The sequence below is a fragment of the Hymenobacter caeli genome (genome assembly GCF_013294115.1).
Lineage (GTDB): Bacteria > Bacteroidota > Bacteroidia > Cytophagales > Hymenobacteraceae > Hymenobacter > Hymenobacter caeli.
On record NZ_JABSNP010000023.1, the window covers coordinates 1 to 15,146 of the forward strand.

At 56.5% G+C, this 15,146-nt stretch carries 16 protein-coding genes; 9 read left to right on the forward strand and 7 right to left on the reverse strand.

Annotation, left to right across the window (positions count from 1 at the left end; all coding sequences use genetic code 11):
* Nucleotides 1-215: 215 nt before the first annotated feature.
* Nucleotides 216-1,439 (forward strand): hypothetical protein, encoded by a 1,224-nt coding sequence (locus HNP98_RS18680; RefSeq protein WP_173811705.1) that lies wholly within the window; start codon nt 216-218, stop codon nt 1,437-1,439.
* Between the two features lie 316 nt (nt 1,440-1,755).
* On the opposite strand, the gene HNP98_RS18685 is transcribed toward HNP98_RS18680, so the two are convergent.
* Nucleotides 1,756-2,139, reverse strand: a complete 384-nt coding sequence (locus tag HNP98_RS18685; protein WP_173811706.1) for a hypothetical protein — start codon at nt 2,137-2,139, stop codon at nt 1,756-1,758.
* Between the two features lie 580 nt (nt 2,140-2,719).
* Between HNP98_RS18685 and HNP98_RS18690 the strand changes: the two genes are divergently transcribed.
* Both HNP98_RS18690 and HNP98_RS18695 read left to right on the forward strand, forming a co-directional pair.
* Nucleotides 2,720-3,487 (forward strand): PD-(D/E)XK nuclease family protein, encoded by a 768-nt coding sequence (locus tag HNP98_RS18690; protein ID WP_173811707.1) that lies wholly within the window; start codon nt 2,720-2,722, stop codon nt 3,485-3,487.
* 9 nt (nt 3,488-3,496) lie between these two features.
* Nucleotides 3,497-4,105: a hypothetical protein gene (locus HNP98_RS18695; protein WP_173811708.1), complete on the forward strand. Its 609-nt coding sequence runs from the start codon at nt 3,497-3,499 to the stop codon at nt 4,103-4,105.
* Here the strand turns inward: HNP98_RS18695 and HNP98_RS18700 are convergent.
* The 6 genes from HNP98_RS18700 to HNP98_RS18725 all read right to left on the reverse strand — a co-directional run bounded on the left by HNP98_RS18700 (nt 4,091) and on the right by HNP98_RS18725 (nt 8,525).
* Nucleotides 4,091-5,092, reverse strand: a complete 1,002-nt coding sequence (locus tag HNP98_RS18700) for a hypothetical protein (protein WP_173811709.1) — start codon at nt 5,090-5,092, stop codon at nt 4,091-4,093. The genes HNP98_RS18695 and HNP98_RS18700 overlap by 15 nt on opposite strands.
* A gap of 468 nt (nt 5,093-5,560) precedes the next feature.
* On the reverse strand, nt 5,561-6,151 hold the full coding sequence (locus HNP98_RS18705; protein WP_173811710.1) for a hypothetical protein: 591 nt from the start codon (nt 6,149-6,151) through the stop codon (nt 5,561-5,563).
* A gap of 216 nt (nt 6,152-6,367) precedes the next feature.
* Nucleotides 6,368-6,745, reverse strand: a complete 378-nt coding sequence (locus tag HNP98_RS18710; protein ID WP_173811711.1) for a hypothetical protein — start codon at nt 6,743-6,745, stop codon at nt 6,368-6,370.
* Nucleotides 6,746-6,775: 30 nt separating this feature from the next.
* Entirely contained in the window at nt 6,776-7,105 is a 330-nt protein-coding gene (locus HNP98_RS18715) for a hypothetical protein (protein ID WP_173811712.1), read from the reverse strand.
* Nucleotides 7,106-7,126: 21 nt separating this feature from the next.
* Nucleotides 7,127-7,417 carry a hypothetical protein gene (locus HNP98_RS18720; protein WP_173811713.1) on the reverse strand — a complete coding sequence of 97 codons (291 nt, stop codon included), beginning with the start codon at nt 7,415-7,417 and terminating at the stop codon, nt 7,127-7,129.
* A gap of 106 nt (nt 7,418-7,523) precedes the next feature.
* Nucleotides 7,524-8,525 (reverse strand): ArdC family protein, encoded by a 1,002-nt coding sequence (locus HNP98_RS18725; protein WP_173811714.1) that lies wholly within the window; start codon nt 8,523-8,525, stop codon nt 7,524-7,526.
* 410 nt (nt 8,526-8,935) lie between these two features.
* Here HNP98_RS18725 and HNP98_RS18730 point away from each other — a divergent pair, with 410 nt between their 5' ends.
* From HNP98_RS18730 to HNP98_RS18755, 6 genes are all read left to right on the forward strand, one after another.
* Nucleotides 8,936-9,160, forward strand: coding sequence for a type II toxin-antitoxin system Y4mF family antitoxin (locus HNP98_RS18730; RefSeq protein ID WP_173811715.1), 225 nt, complete (start codon nt 8,936-8,938; stop codon nt 9,158-9,160).
* The gene (locus HNP98_RS18735) at nt 9,157-9,486 is read left to right on the forward strand and encodes a HipA N-terminal domain-containing protein (protein ID WP_173811716.1); all 330 of its coding nucleotides are present in this window, start codon (nt 9,157-9,159) and stop codon (nt 9,484-9,486) included. Before HNP98_RS18730 ends, HNP98_RS18735 begins: the two co-directional genes overlap by 4 nt.
* Nucleotides 9,483-10,439 carry a HipA domain-containing protein gene (locus tag HNP98_RS18740; protein WP_173811717.1) on the forward strand — a complete coding sequence of 319 codons (957 nt, stop codon included), beginning with the start codon at nt 9,483-9,485 and terminating at the stop codon, nt 10,437-10,439. Before HNP98_RS18735 ends, HNP98_RS18740 begins: the two co-directional genes overlap by 4 nt.
* A gap of 121 nt (nt 10,440-10,560) precedes the next feature.
* Nucleotides 10,561-11,205, forward strand: a complete 645-nt coding sequence (locus tag HNP98_RS18745) for a hypothetical protein (RefSeq protein WP_173811718.1) — start codon at nt 10,561-10,563, stop codon at nt 11,203-11,205.
* Entirely contained in the window at nt 11,202-13,337 is a 2,136-nt protein-coding gene (locus HNP98_RS18750) for an AAA family ATPase (protein ID WP_173811719.1), read from the forward strand. Before HNP98_RS18745 ends, HNP98_RS18750 begins: the two co-directional genes overlap by 4 nt.
* Nucleotides 13,338-13,342: 5 nt before the next feature.
* Nucleotides 13,343-15,142, forward strand: coding sequence for a hypothetical protein (locus tag HNP98_RS18755; protein WP_173811720.1), 1,800 nt, complete (start codon nt 13,343-13,345; stop codon nt 15,140-15,142).
* The last annotated feature ends 4 nt before the right edge of the window (nt 15,143-15,146 follow it).

Below are 15,146 nucleotides of genomic sequence, written 5' to 3' on the forward strand. Positions count from 1 at the left end.
TTACGCCGTTTATCCGGCGTCTTCTTGGTCTTTTCTGCACTCATGACTCAGGAAATATACGTCCTGCTTCTGTGCGCCTTGACTAGACCACCTCATTTGTCATAAACAACATCAACAAGTCACTCTACAAAATAGAAGACACAGTTGCGCAACAAGACTATAACACTACCAAACCTAAAATATTTGAAGCGGTTAAACTCCCGGCGTATCTTAACTTGAGTTTACCAACGGGACCTGGTAATAACCCCGCACTGGCGGCTTCCCCTAAGCAAAGTATCCCTTCCTTAAAGGATGAGATTGACACCCGATTGGCGACGATAGCGAATGCCTTAGTTGTTTTTAACGAAGCGGCCGAGCTTGACAATACCATCACTAACGGCCTTAACAGCTGCAACACGGCTTATTCCACTATTGAGGCCCACGTTGTATCAGCAGCTGATGCCTTTTTACATCAGTCACTTGCTCCGCGAACGGCTCAAAGCGCAGCCATCTACAGTCGGATTCAAACCGCTTACCGCGGTGCAACCGGCGCCGGGCACGCGTTAGAAGGTTTTTTGCCGAATTACCTCTACACCATTGACTTGGAAATGGAATCAAACAAGGATGTCATCTCCGAATGGGACAAACATCCCTTACCTACCAGCGCCCCTTCCTATAACCGCCGTTCCTTGGCTTATCAGGCAGCGAAAGCTGAGAACATCGCCTACTCCAACTATAAAGAAACGATTAAGGCCCAAGTTGCTAAAGCGCAGGCAGTGGTCACGGAAATGAAAAAATTTAACGATGACAATAAAACGCAGGCCTTGGTGGATAAATACAACCAAGTGAATGCGTCAAATTTCACCTTCATTAGCGACGAAGTGAAAGTGAAGTCGGATGAGATTAAATTTGACATAAAAATTTCGGCGTTGAAGCAACTGCCGTGCGATATCCCCTCCAAATTCAGCATATCAGAAACGTACAAGACTAGCGGCGGCTGGAAGGTAGATTTTAGTACCGGCGTTTTTGTCAACAGCGGTCACCACGATTTTCTGGGACAGGAATTCCAATACGTCCCCAACCCAACGGACGACACTAAGGTGGTCATCAAAGAAAAAGATGGAGGCCAGCGCGTTTTACTCTTGGTCGGCGCACTCGCACACTTCTATTACCGAACCGGTCGATTTGCAAACGTTGCCCTTAGCCCTGGACTAAGCACAACGACAGCGCTCGACGGCTTAAACTTTCACCTAGGGGACTCCTTGCTTTTAGGAACCAAAAACAGGGTAATCCTAACGGGTGGGGTGACGTTTAGGGAGGTAAAAATTCTGGATAAGGGCTACCATACTGACCAAGAATATGTAAAGAAGTCCTTGCCCGAGAGCGTCCCCACCATAAAGGTATTTCCGATAGCCGGCGCCTTTGCTAGCATTACCTATAACCTTACCGCATTTAAATAACCGCCCCAGCGGCTGCGTTACGGGACAAAGACGTTTGTTTGCACGGGTGACTGGGGCCGAAAGAAAATTAATGCTTCAGGCCGCTACTAGACCGTGTGGGTAGAGGAGAGCATCAAAAAGTGTGGGGCAGTGTGGGCAATGAACGATTGGCCAAGTTCTTAATGATAATGGTCAAGGTACCACGGAAGGCAATCTGATTTGGCTGCCCCACACTCTTTGATGCTCTCCAATAGTCTTCCAGCACTTCGCCGGGGGCCAAATCAGGCATGGGTCAGGCAGTTAGTGGGTGCCCTTGCGGGCTCCCTGGTGAGAAATATTAAGCCGCCAGGGCTACCTGGCTGCCGAAGACGCAGTTACCGCGCAGGCTCACCGACCGGCCCCGCCGCTTCACCGGCTGCTGGGGCTCAACCACCAGCCCCAGAAACCCCGCCGCGTGGCAGTAAGCCGCCACGGTAGCCGGCTCGGGCTGGCCGGCCCGGTTCACGCACACGGTAGAGCCCAGCGCCGGCACCGCGCCCTGGCCCGACCAATGCAGCCCGCCCGGCAGCGCCGTCAGACGGGGCACGGCGGCAAACTCAGGCGTTGGGGCAACCAATTGCTGCGCCGCGTCTTGGCGGGCTTCGGCTTTGGCAGCGGCAGCCGCCCGCAGGCGAGCCAAACGAGCGGCGGGAATACGACGGGCGGGGCGGAGCGTTTGCATGAGAATTATTTAGTTTATTGTGTTGGTATTCAGCATCCTTAATGTCTATAATTTAAACCAATTACGAGCTTTATTAGTTGCATTTTTTGCAAGTTAAATAACATAAAATGCAAGTATATTTCACCCGTTACTACTCAATGAATCCGCATTTTTTGCCCTACTGCCCCTGGTTGCTGCGCGAGCGGCGGGGGCGGCTCCTTTTCGGAGTGGCCCCCGCCGCCCGTCTACTCACTCGGGTGGCAATGCCCCAGCTGGTCGGGGCCGGCAACGAAGGCGTGCCGCAGTGCCGGAACCGATGGGGTGGGGCAGTGGGCCGGCAGCCGAGCGCAGCGGAAAAACACCCCTCGAATGGCCCTGGCCTTTTCGGCCGGGGTGGTTCGAGCGCCGCTTTTTGGCGGGGCCTAAGCCGGCGGGTGGGCTGGGGAGCGGTGCGGCACGCCAAGCGAGCGAGCCCACCCGTGGGCGTGGCCGGCGGAGGAAGCCGAGCGCAGCGGACCAGCACAGCTCCAGCCCACGGCTGGAAGCCTGTTTTTGCGTTTCCCGGATTCTCTTCACCTTTGCCAACCACTCGCACACCCTCATGCTTGACATCGCCCTGTACGCGACGCTAGTCGATGCCATTGCCAACTTTGACAGCGTGCGCCGGCGGCAACGCCAGCAGTGCTTGGCCGGGCTGATTCCGGCCATTACCCAGCACGCCGCTACCAGCCGGGAGCGTAATCGACTGGAAAGCGGTAACCTGAATGTGTTTCAGTTTTTCAGCCCTGGCGAAACGACACACAGCCGTCTACTCGCCTACTTTCTGGACCCTCGGGCGCAGCATGGCCAGGGCACGCTGTTTCTGGCGGAGTTTCTACTGCTGCTGGGCATCGATGCGCCCGGCGGGACCGCGCACGACTGGGCAGTAACGGCAGAAACCGGCCGGGTAGATGTGCTCATCCGCCGTGCCCACCCGCACACCGTCGTGGTCATCGAAAACAAATCAAACTACGCCATCGACCAGCCCAATCAGCTGTACCGCTACTGGCATCAGGAAATTTACCTCAAGCAAGAGGCCCAGCATCGGCCGGCGGCCGAGATTGAGCGCCCGCCCAAGAGCCATTACCGGCTTGTCTACCTCAGTCCGGCAGGCTGGAAACAGCCCGACGCCCAATCGCTGCGCCGGCCGGAGGAATGGGCCGAGTGGGGAGCGCACCTACCGCTCGTCGTTCCCATGGAAACGGAACAGCACCTGTTCCGCAGTTTTGTGGTGCAATGGCTGGAAAACGCAATCGTGCGGCTCCCGGCGGGTAACCACCGCCTACGCGAGTTCACCCGGCAATACATTCAATTCTGGCAAGCCCGCTAACCTACTTTCATGGAAACCGAGGAAATAAACCAAGCCCTGCAACTGTTCGACACGCCCGAAAAATGGGCTGCGTTCCTTACGCTGAGCCGGCAAGCCGACAACCTGAAGCGGGCCATGACCCGCACGGCTGTGTCGCGGGCTAACAGTTATTTCCATCAGGAACACACCGCACCAGGCTGGTCTTTCAAACAGTTTGGCCCCGATGAGTTTACTATGGTTTGGTATCTGACCGCTTTTGGAGAATACTCCATCTGCCTGGTTTTATCGTGGAGCGGGGTTTTTGTATTAGAAGTCCGTGGCAATAATCTCAACGATATAGAGGCAACCATCCAATTCCTCAAAGGCTCTGAATTCAGCGCCCTAATGACCTGTTTCGAGCGCATTGATGAGTGGTGGGAGGGCCGTTTTATGGGCAAGGAGAAATTCAACTTCCGCTTTGGCACCGCTTCCGATACGCGCTTTGGCCCCTTCCGCCTGGCGTGGTACGCCCACTTCGAAACCGAGAAGTTACTCGACCAGATAGCCGCCAAAGTAGCCCGCTTCCAAACCCCGGAAATGACCGCGCTATTAACGGAATTGAACGAGTTGACCCGCAACCCGGACTTAGCTCGCCGATAAAGTAGCCAGGTGGTGAAACGCCGTCTCATCCAGCCGGTACCGGTCGTTGATAGTCAGCGAGCTGCGGCTGTTGAACAGCGCATAATTGACCGCATTGTAGGCCAGCCACAGGTTGGCGGGCGTTTCCAGCTCGCGCTCCTCCTTGCGCAGCCGCTCCAGTGCCGTGCGGGCCAGCATCTTAGGCAGCCCCACCTCGGCAATAACTTTCGCCGCATCGTCCGGCGCAGCCACCTGCGCCATTTGGCGATAAACCTCAACCGTCAGCGAGCTGCTTTGCTGGCTGAACGCCTGGAAGACACTGAGCAGATGCTCCTCAAACCAGGCAAGGTTCAACCCTTTGTGCGCGAACTTCTTCTGCACCAGAATTTCGCTTTCGCTGACCAATAGATTCTCCACCATTTCCGCCGGCTTGACAATCTTCGCATCCTTGTACTTCTTGGGCTTGCCGTTGGCCAGCCAGCGCAGGTACTCATCCAGCGTCAGGTAGTCATCGGCCCAGCCCATCAGCCCGTTTTCGCAAATCAGTCGGTAGTAGCTCACCCGCATCCGGGTGCCAGTGTGCTCGCGCAAAGCCGTTCCCTGGAGCGTAAACGGGGTTTTGCCGGTGTAGGAATTGTTAATTATCATCGTCTTGTATAGCCGGTCGGCGTGGCCGGGCTTGCTGACAATGTTGATTTCGTCGGGCAAAATCAGGTTGATGGAAAACTCGCCCCGGTCTGTGAAGCGCACATTCATCTCGTGCTTGGGAAAGCTCTGCTCCGCCAGCCGGCGAATAAGGGCGTTGGGCACCAGACTGTAATCTTCACTCTGCAAGGCAAAAATGCTTTTTTGGCCTTCCTTCATCTCGCCCACAATGGCCCGCTGCCGGTCAGCCGGCAGCAACTGATAATCCGCTGGCAGCAAGTCAGCAAGCTTTACAGCTTCTACTGGAAAGCAAATGGCGTCCCACTTGGTGGCCCGGTCGAGAGAGATACTTTGCTGGCTCATAAGGATAAAACTAAGGTTTAGACAACTAAGGTAGGAATTAAAAACGATTGTAAAAACTAAATGGTGTTTTTACAATTGCAAAAATAAGATTGTTTAATAACAATCGGAATTATAATATTGCCCAACCGAACGGCGGATTTGAGCTTCCTCGGCTGCCAACTGCTTCTCTTCCCAAGCAGCGCATTCCTGTACAACTAGCTGCTGCCAGCGCAGCAGCCGGGCCACATCTAGGCACTGGCGGAGCAACGGCTCGGCAACGTACCGACGCTCGGAGGCAATAGCCGGATGGTCCAGAAGGCTCGATAGCTCGGCACGCAGGGCCGCCACTGGGCAACTGGGGAGGGTAGGGGCAAGGTTTGGGCGAGGGGCAACGCGGGACATAACAGCGACTTAAATGGAGGAGGATAAGCTCAGCCAAGCGGCCGGTTGTAGGGGCGGCGTCCTGTCGGAACCGCCCCTGCTCAGGCGCTACCTCATCATATTGGACTTCATCAGCAGCACCGGCCCGGCTACCACGTCGACGGGCGCGTACCGGTCGAGCGGATAGGTTTCGTACCACAGGGCGGTGGCCAGCGGGTTGATGGGGCGCTGGTTGTGTTTGCCCTCATCGTCAAATACCATGATGTAGCCTTCGTAAGGCCCGTGCTGGGGGCAATGCACATCCACATACTCCGCCTCCAGTGCCGCGTAGAGCTGCGGCAGCTTGAAGCTATTGCGGCCCTTGTCAGGACGGATTTCCCGCACGCTGCTATCTATCCCCAGCAGCGTGGCGGCTCCCTCGGCGGGCAGCATCCGCGCGCGCTGGCTTTGGAAAAAATCAGCCAGGGCCTGCCGGGTAGGGTATTGCTCATCGGCCAGCTGGTAGGGGCCGGCATCATAGGCAGTGGTTACGAAGCGCTTGCCCGTGGTGCCGCACAGCGCCACGATACGGGCCGGTCCGGCGGGCGAGGCTTGTAAAAAGAGGCGGGGCGGTAGCGGGGAATTGGCGGCGGGCGACTGTACCAGTTCCGTCGTATGCAGGCTGAACAGCAGCGGCTCCTGTTGAATGATATTTTCCATAGTACAGAGCTGGTTTATTGATGGTTGCTTCTATATATTATACGTTTCGGGGGCTTTTTATGTTCACTTTTTGAGCCAATTTTTATATCTTTTTGCTCTTTATTAAGAGCCTTATTTTTCCCATCGCCCCTGACTCACGACTTCACAAAAAAGGGCCGTTGCCCTGGTTGGCAACGGCCCTTTTTACGGCTCTTCACTTCTTCAGAATTCCGATACTCACCCAGGCAGGGCCAGGCGGCGGTGGGGGTTGCGGCTGGTGTTCGCGGCTCCCTCGCGCGGCGGCCGGGGCTCAAACCAATCGCGGTAGGCCGTTGTCAGTCGGTCGGCAACGATGGCCAGGCGCTCCGGGTCGCCGGGTCGCTTCACCCAGATATGGGCACTACCGCAGCCTACTTCGTAAGCGGGGCCCAACAGCTTTTTCACTGCCCCCGCCAGCTCGCGCAAATCCTGGGTGTGGGGGTGGGCCAGCACGTGCCGGCGGACCTGGGCCAGACACCGTTTTTCGGCGGCGTTGGCAGGGGGCTGCTCAATGGCCAAGTACGCTTGCTGGGCAGGGAATGCTTCCGGCAGCGCCGTTTTGGGAAGGGTAGGCATGGGCAATTAATCAGCAGTGAATCAGAAGTGTTATCTAGCATTCAGGTATTTTATCTCGCGAAAACCGGCCAGTAGCCGGGCCGTGGCAAAAGCCGGCGCAAAGACGCCGCGCTGGTAGTCAGCGTGCAGCTGGCCCACGTTGCGGAATTCGTACTCCAAGCCCGTGTGACCTACGGTCCGCAGAAACTGGTCGGCCTCCTCGGCACTGAAGCCGCTCAGGTCCCGGCCGTCGCTGAGCAGCAGCTGCACGCCGGGGCGCTCACCGCGGCCGCGCTCATAGACGGCGTATATCAGGCCCACGGCCTGCTCGCGGGGGTACAGCACGGCTTCGCCGACGGTTAAATCTGGGGAAGTTGTCATAAAATTTGGCTAGGGTGTTGGCTAAATCAAAAGAAGTACAAACTGGCCGCCGTGGTCCTCGCGGGTGGTGCGGACGGCCTCGCGGGCGATGGGACGCAGGGATTTTACCAGCGCTTCGAGCACCTGGAAATCCTCTGGCATATCGATGAGCAGCGCTAGCCGGGCGGCTACTTCAGCGGTCAGCCCTTCGGTATTTAGGCCGTAACCGCGCTGCTGCATATCCGCTTCCACATCGGTGAGGGCATTGGCCACGCCCGCCCGGTACGAGTTCCAGTCGCTATCCCCAAACACGGGCGCATCAGATGCTTTCATTGCCGAGATTTTGAGCGGTTTTTTTATTATCATATTTTTACAATTGCAAAAAGAAGATTGTCAAAAGCAAATCGGGAGTAGCATTTTACTACTCCCAATTTATTGCTTAAGCGGCCATCAGCCAGCTTCTTTCGGCGGCGGCATATTCGCGGGCCGTATCGTCATCTTCCACCAGCATAGGCAGCAGTACTGGGGCGGGGGTGGGTGCTTTGGGCTCTTCATCCACCGTCCCTAGAATGAGTGTGGCCGCCCGCTGGGCTTTGCTGGCAGCTTGCAGCACCAGCTTTTTATCGTTTTTCAGCCGCTCCAGCCAGGTCTTAATGTAGGCCACGGCGTTCTCTTCGGTCTGCTCGGTGTTGAGGCCGGCGGCGGCGCAGAGGAAGGACGCGCCCATTTCGGCCGTCAGCTCCTCGCGGGCGTAGCTGGCCGACTGCTTGCCCTCGCCGGCAGTCAGGTCGGGGCGGTTGAGGCGGGCGGCGTGGCCGGTGCTGTGGGTCAACTCGTGGAACAGGGTAGCGTAGTAGCCTTCGGCGGTGGTGAAGGTGGCCGGCTCGGGCATGTTCACCAGGTCCAGGGCCGGGGCGTAGTAGGCGCGCTGATGCAGGTGCTGAATGGCCGGGCGGCCGTCCCAGCTGGCCACGATGGCCTCAACTGCTCCGAGGGGCGAGTGGTCGCGCTGCGTTATCTCGGGCAGGTTAAAGTCAATGTTTTCGATGTCTTCCACTGAAAACACGGTGTAGTACTTTAGGAAGGGCATTTTCTCCTCCTGCCCGGTTTGCTGGTTCTCACGCACCGAAACGTTGTAGTAGACCACCGGGTGACCCTTGGCTCCCTTGCGCACGTTGCCGCCCAACGCCAGCGCCTGCTTGAAAGTCAGAAAGAAGGGCAGCGTCCCGCTGAAGTGCAGCAAAAAAGCGTTGATGCCGGTGTAGGCTTTGCCGGTGGCATAGTTGCGGGGCAGGCCGTACACGGCGTTCCACGGCTTGCGCCAGGGAATAATGCCGCCTTCCAGGGCCGACACAATGCGGTCGGTAACCAATTGGTAAACGTCGGGGCGGGTGGCCGTGGTGGGGGCTGCCTTGGCGGTAGCTGAGCGGGTCTTCTTCATGATAAAGCGCTGTTTTACTGGGCGTTTACTATACTTATTATACGCAAAACAGGCTTTATTAGTTCTCTTTTTTATTTATTTTATATATCTTTTTGCTCTTTATTGATGACATTAATCCGACTTTTTTCCCTACTGCCCCTGTTGGCATTCGGCCCGCTCGCTAACCGAATCGCGCCGATTCGGCACCATTCAATTACGCATTGGTAAACTCAATGCACACTGGCTAAACTTGCGGCGGAGACGTTGAAAATCAGCATTTTTTCTTGAAAGGCAAACAAACCCGTCAGCAGCTATTTCAGCAAAATAGTACCCGTTCAAGTATAGAATAACCCTTGAGGCGTATATTTATACCCGAAAGGGTACTTTAATGTAATATCCGCTCATTTTGCCCCCGAACGGGTACACCAATTATGACGAATACATTGGCCACTTTTGTCAAGCGCCGCCGCAAGCTGTTGCACTTGTCCCAGCCAGATTTAGCTGCCAAGGCCGGGGTAGGGCTACGCTTCGTGCGCGAGATGGAGCAGGGCAAAGCCACCCTACGGCTGGATAAGGTGAACCTCGTGCTGCGGCTGTTCGGCCACGAGCTGGCCCCGGCTCCTCTCGACCGTACCCTGTTAGCGGAGCCAGTATGAGACGGGCCGAAGTACACCTGCACGGGCAGCTGGCTGGGTACCTCACCCAGGACGAGCAGGGCTACACCTTTGCCTACGCGCCCGCGCACCTGCTGACTGTCGGTGCCGAGCCCGTGAGCTTGACCCTGCCGCTGCGCCCCTCGCCCTACGTGGAGCGGGTGCTGTTTCCATTTTTTGATGGCTTGATTCCCGAGGGCTGGTTGCTGGAAGTGGCCGAGCGCAACTGGAAGCTCAATACCCGGGACCGGATGGGCCTGCTGCTGGCCTGCTGCCGCGACTGCATCGGGGCAGTGAGCATTCACCCCCTGGAAACTGACGAGCTATGAGCCGCTGCCTGTATTGCTACCAGCCCTTGCCCGCCACCACCGAAGGCCCGGCGTATCACCCGGCGTGCAGCCGCAAGCTGTTCGGCAAGGCCGTGCCGCCGGCATTTCCCTACACCGAGGCCGAAATGCTGGCCCTGGCCGAGGCCGTCGTGCGCCAGCACATCACCGTCACCGGGGTGCAGCCCAAGCTCTCGCTAAGCGTGGCCCCAGCCGGCGCGGCCGGGCAGCCCAGCCGCTTCACCATCGTGGGGGCGCTCGATGGGGAGTACATCCTAAAGCCGCCCACCGCGCGCTACCCGCACCTCCCCGAAGTAGAAGACCTGACCATGCACCTGGCCACGCTGGCCCACCTGCCCACCGTGCCCCACGGGCTGCTGCGCCTGGAGGGCGGGGCGCTGGCCTACGTTACGCGCCGTATTGACCGGGTGAAAGGCCGCAAGCTGGCCATGGAAGACATGTGCCAGCTCACCGAGCGGCTGACGGAAAACAAGTACGACGGCTCCCACGAGCAGGTGGCCAAGGCCATCCTTAAATACTCGGCCAACCCCGGCCTGGATGTGGTTAATTACTACGAATTGGTGCTGTTCAGCTTCCTGACCGGCAACGCCGACATGCACCTCAAGAACTTTTCGCTGCTGCAAACGCCCGGCCTGGGCTACGGGCTGGCCCCGGCCTACGACCTGGTGGCCACCGCCCTGGTTAACCCCGCCGACACCGAAGAGCTGGCCCTCACCCTCAACGGCAAGAAGAAGCGTCTGCGGCAGACCGACTTCCGGCAGGCCGCCCAGCGCGCCGGCGTCGACGACAAAGTGGTGACGGGCATGCTCTCACGCTTCGAAAAAGCCCAGCCTGCCTGGCACGAGTTCATTGACAGCAGCTTTGTGCCGGAGGCGTTGCAACAGCAGTTCCACCAGCTGCTGGACAGTCGTTTTGGGCAGTTGGGCTTGACTTAATTGATGCGCCAGCAATTGAGGGCCACTGTGAGGCTACTGGAATGGGCCAGAATAAAACTACGCTATTTTGCGAGCCGAAACAGGGCCGCCGCTCACACCTGGCCCGCCGCGTTACATTACCATGAAAATAGCCCCTTACCGAGAGCGTTTGCGTGTTTTGCTCATCCTCTACTTTTTCTCCGAGGAGTATACGGAGCCATTGGAGCCAACACTGGCTAGGGTCTTTTACTCGGAAGTAAAAATTCAAAAAGTAGACTTTCTGCTGCGCTACCCCAGCTATCTATGCTTTGAATTGCTACGCTTGCACCAAGAAACCGGAGTGCCGAGTGGGGCTGATGTGCAGCAAATTGTCAGCACTGTTTTCGCTAAGGGGGAACCTGAACTGCGCACCGATGAAATGAAGCGCTTTTTTTATGGGGCTTATCAGGATTTGGACGACATCATCGGCTTTCTAAAATCAGTGGGGCTGGTCGAGTTTAGAAAACAGACCAGCATGGGGCTAAAGGACATCCGAAAAGCGTACTTCCTCACGCAAGACGGAATTCAACGCATCGAGCGGGGCTTAGTCAACGTGCCCTCGGCATCCTGGTATTTTGAGCGCTGCCAGCTCATCAAACGCTACTTTGCCGATGCCTCAGGCACCCAGTTGAAAAACCGGCAGTACGCCATTGAGGAATACCGGGAAACGCCACTCGGCGATTACATCCAGGACATCGAGGCAATGGTTCGGACCGAATACTTCACCTTGTTCAACACCCAGCTATGAGCGCCGCCACCGAACTAGAAAAACTCAGCAAGCTGGTGGCCAAACGCGCGGGCGGCACCATGGCACTGCCCCAGATTCAGGAGCTGCTGACGCTGGACGAAGACGCCTACCAGCGTGATAGTCCCCGCTCCGTCGGGAAGACCCTGCGAGTGGTATCGATATCTTTTTCCGGCGTAAAAAACACCGGGGAGGTAATCGAATGCGCCCGCACGATGGCCGACGGTGTCAACCTGTGGGTGGCCGACAACTCCAAAGGCAAAACCAGTATTTTCAAAGTGTTGAAGCTGGCGCTTTCTGGTAATGACAGCCTGGATAAGGAAATTATGGGCTGGCTGCGGGAAGCCTGGGTCGAATTTAAAATCGGCGGCAACTCCTATTCGGTGCATATGACCAAGGGAGAGAATGACCGCAGCCCCATCTACCGGTTTTATAACGCCAATCGACAGGTCTTGCAAGCCTTCAGCCCGGAGCAGGTGGAGGCTGCGCAAAGCTTCAAAGGCGTGCTGACGAATTACGCGGATTTTATTGAAAACCTCTTTTTCCGCGAGTTTGACTACTACCGGCTGCAACGAACCCAACGGGCTTCCCAAAAAGACAACCCCAACTTGCTGACCGTGCCGGCCAGCTGGAAAACCTATTTCAAAGCCATTTTTCTTGAAGCCAACGACAACTCCTTTTTCTATGGCAACCAGTCGGAGCTGGTCTTCCAGATGCTGCTGGGATTGGAGCTAACATATCCTATCAATCGGCTGAAGGTGAAGGCCGACAACCTGAAGAATGATATTGGCCTGCATAAGATGCAGGCTGCGCCACAAGCCGCAGCTGACCCAACTCGCCTGACGGGGCTGCAAACTGATTTGCAAGAGATTGAACGCCGAACTTCGGTGCTTACCCAAGCCTTAACCGTTCCCGCTACGCCAGCTCAAGCTACTACGCTGCGCCAGCTAGAAATAGCGCGAAACCGCTACAATACGTTGTCGCAACTGCAAACCACGCTGAACGCCGAGATTATTAGCGGTAACAACGAGCATAACGACCTGGAAAAGCAGGCTACGCGCGCCTACCGTAGCATGAACGAGAGTACGGTGGAAATGAACAAGCGAAACCGCCGCCTCAATGACCTGACTGAGTACGAGCAGTTCGGAGAATTCTTCAACAGCTTAGAGGTCAAAACCTGTCCTAGCTGCAGCCACGACGTGGCCACCGCACGGGTAGTGCAGGAGAAGAAGACCGGCAGCTGCCGGCTGTGCACCGACCACCAAGTGCCGGCCCAAGCCATCGAGCCGGAAGCCTATGCCGAGCAGGTAGCCCAATTGCAGACTGAGGCGCAAGGCTTCAAGGTGGACGAGTACAACTTCAAAGTCAAGCTGGCCGGCCTGCGCCATCAGCAATCGCTGCTGACGAAGCAGTTGGGCGAAAAGAAGGAACGCCTGGCCGGTATTTCGCTGCAACCCGTAATTACGGAGATAGAGCAACTAGAAAAGGCCGCCAGCGCACCGCCGCCCGTGGTAGTGGACGTGTTGGCCACGGTAACCGAAATGACGGCGCTGAACGTGCGCAAAGCGGCGATTGAGGTCGAGGTGAAGGCCCTGGCTACTCCGGGCGGCGGCACCGATACCCAACTGGCCGAGATGGAGCTAAAAGTGAACTTGCTGGAAATTGCGCGGACGGAGCTGCTGGTGATGCAGGCCGAACGCAGCCAAACGGTAGTACACCAGTTGGAAGCGCTTTACCTCAAGCACTTGCAGGCCTTCGGCCTACTGCACTACGAAAAGGTGAGCATCGATGGGGACTTTCGCATTCACTTCACCAAACACGAGCAGGAATTCAAATTTGACGAGCTTTCGGCCGGCGAGCAGCTACGGGCTAGGCTAGGGCTGTACATTGCCTTGATAGACATGGATGTGCAGTTCCAAAACGGCCGGCATCCACGGTTCATCATGCTCGATTCGCCGGCCGGTGAAGAGGCCGACCAGACTTTTTTGGAGGGGCTAAAGGACACGCTGGCCTATATTGAATCGGCTCTTGGTAGCGAGCTGCAAGTATTCGTGGGGACGGCGCAGCGGGAACTGCAGGCGGCCGTGTCCCCGGAAAAAGCAGATGTGCGTACCAGAGGCGAGTTCTTTTTCTAATGCCCTTGCCTGCTTCGCTCGACTACGCCCAATTCAGCACCCAGCCGCTAGACTATCGGATTGAATGGTTCGATGAGTTGGCCTGGGATAGCATTGCCGTGCCCACCGAGCAGCGCACCATTAAGCGATTTTTGAGCGCCGTATTCGAGCAAGACCCCAACCAGCACGTGCGCAAAAAGGCGCTGGAATTAATTGGGGAACTGGCCTTGGCCGATGTACTGCGGGTCGATTTTGCCCGGGATTTTCTGCTCGATGTGGCCGCAGCCGAAGAGCGCTACATCAGCATCTGTAAGCTCAAGTACTTGTTTCTGCTCTGCGGGGATGATGCCGACGTGTATCTGGCGCTCACGAGTGCCCTCGGGAATACCGACGAAGAAATTGCTTCAGAAGCTTACTTCCGGCAAGGGCTGGTACACCTGCTGTACCGGACCGGCCAGGCCACCGAGCAACAGTTTTTTGAAGAGGTAGCCCAGGCAAATCAGTGTTTTCGACAGGCCCGAATACTGGCCGAGAATCGGGTCGATGCCGAGTTTTTCGGCTTGGTTGCCGACTGCCTGATTGCCCTACTCGGGCAGCGGCGCGAACACTACGAGCCCTTGCTGGCGGCCCTCAATACCCTGCTCTGGCAGCGGCAGCTATGGAGCTGGCAACAACCCACCTACTTGCTGGAATGGCATATTCTACACGGCCTTGACAACCTGCGGCTAATCGGCGAGCGCACGGCGGCCGAGTCGTCGTGGACGGACTATCACCAGGAGTTTGCCAAGCTCAGCAAGCTGTGTAATGATATTGCTTTGCTGGATTCCCTCAGCAGCACTTTGCAAAACTCCTATCAGCAATTCGCTAATGGCATCGCCAGTCGAGTGATGCGCCATTACTACGTGCAGAACCTGTCCGCCTGTCGGCTGAAAATCAGCGCGGTGCTCGCCGAGCTGGGAGAACAAAATGCTGACCTAACTCTTTTTTTACAGCAGTTGGAGGCGGCGCTTGAAAAAAAAAGCGAAGCCGACACCACCAACCAGATAGCCCAGCTAATTCGCGCCTTTCCCCAAATTGAGCCTGCCCGGATTATGCGCGATGTAGCAGCCCTGAGTACGGCCGGACAGGCTGACGCTCAACTGCTGGCGGACCTTGCGTTTCGCTACCTGCCCGAAACGCAGCAAGGTAGCTTCGTTGACTATGAAACGGGCTTCTTAGTAGGTGACGAAGTGTTGGCCAACATTGCGCGGGAAATACAGCACGTCTTACCCACGCTCGCACCTAAGCAGCAGAGCACGTTTTTCCGTGCCCTGGCGGATATCATTTCCTATGCTTACCGGTCGATAAGACAGCCTAAACGGTTTTTTCCGCATCTGTATGACCCTGCTGAAGACAAGGAAGAAACATTCCAAAATCACCTGTTTATGGCCTTGACGTCCAGTAGCCGAGCTGAATACTACAGCTACGAACCGGCCGATAAAATCGGGAGCGGCCGAATGGACATCGTGTATTCGGAAAACAATCTTGTTTTTCCGATAGAAATCAAAAAGGACGACAGCAAACCTGATTGGTCTTTGATAAAAGCAAACTATCTGGCGCAGGCCCAAACCTACGTGCACGCCTACCATCAACTGGGCTTGCTGGTAGTTTTCGATATCAGCCCGAAAAAGGGCGGGGCTCCGGTCAATGATTTTCGGGAGTTGTTTACGTTGATGCACTTATCCCCTTACTACAACCTTGGAAATACTCGACCAGACTACGTAGTGGCTTGTATAATTCCGGGCAATAAAGTGTCGCCAAGTGCTTATACTAATTATAGTTCCTAGATAA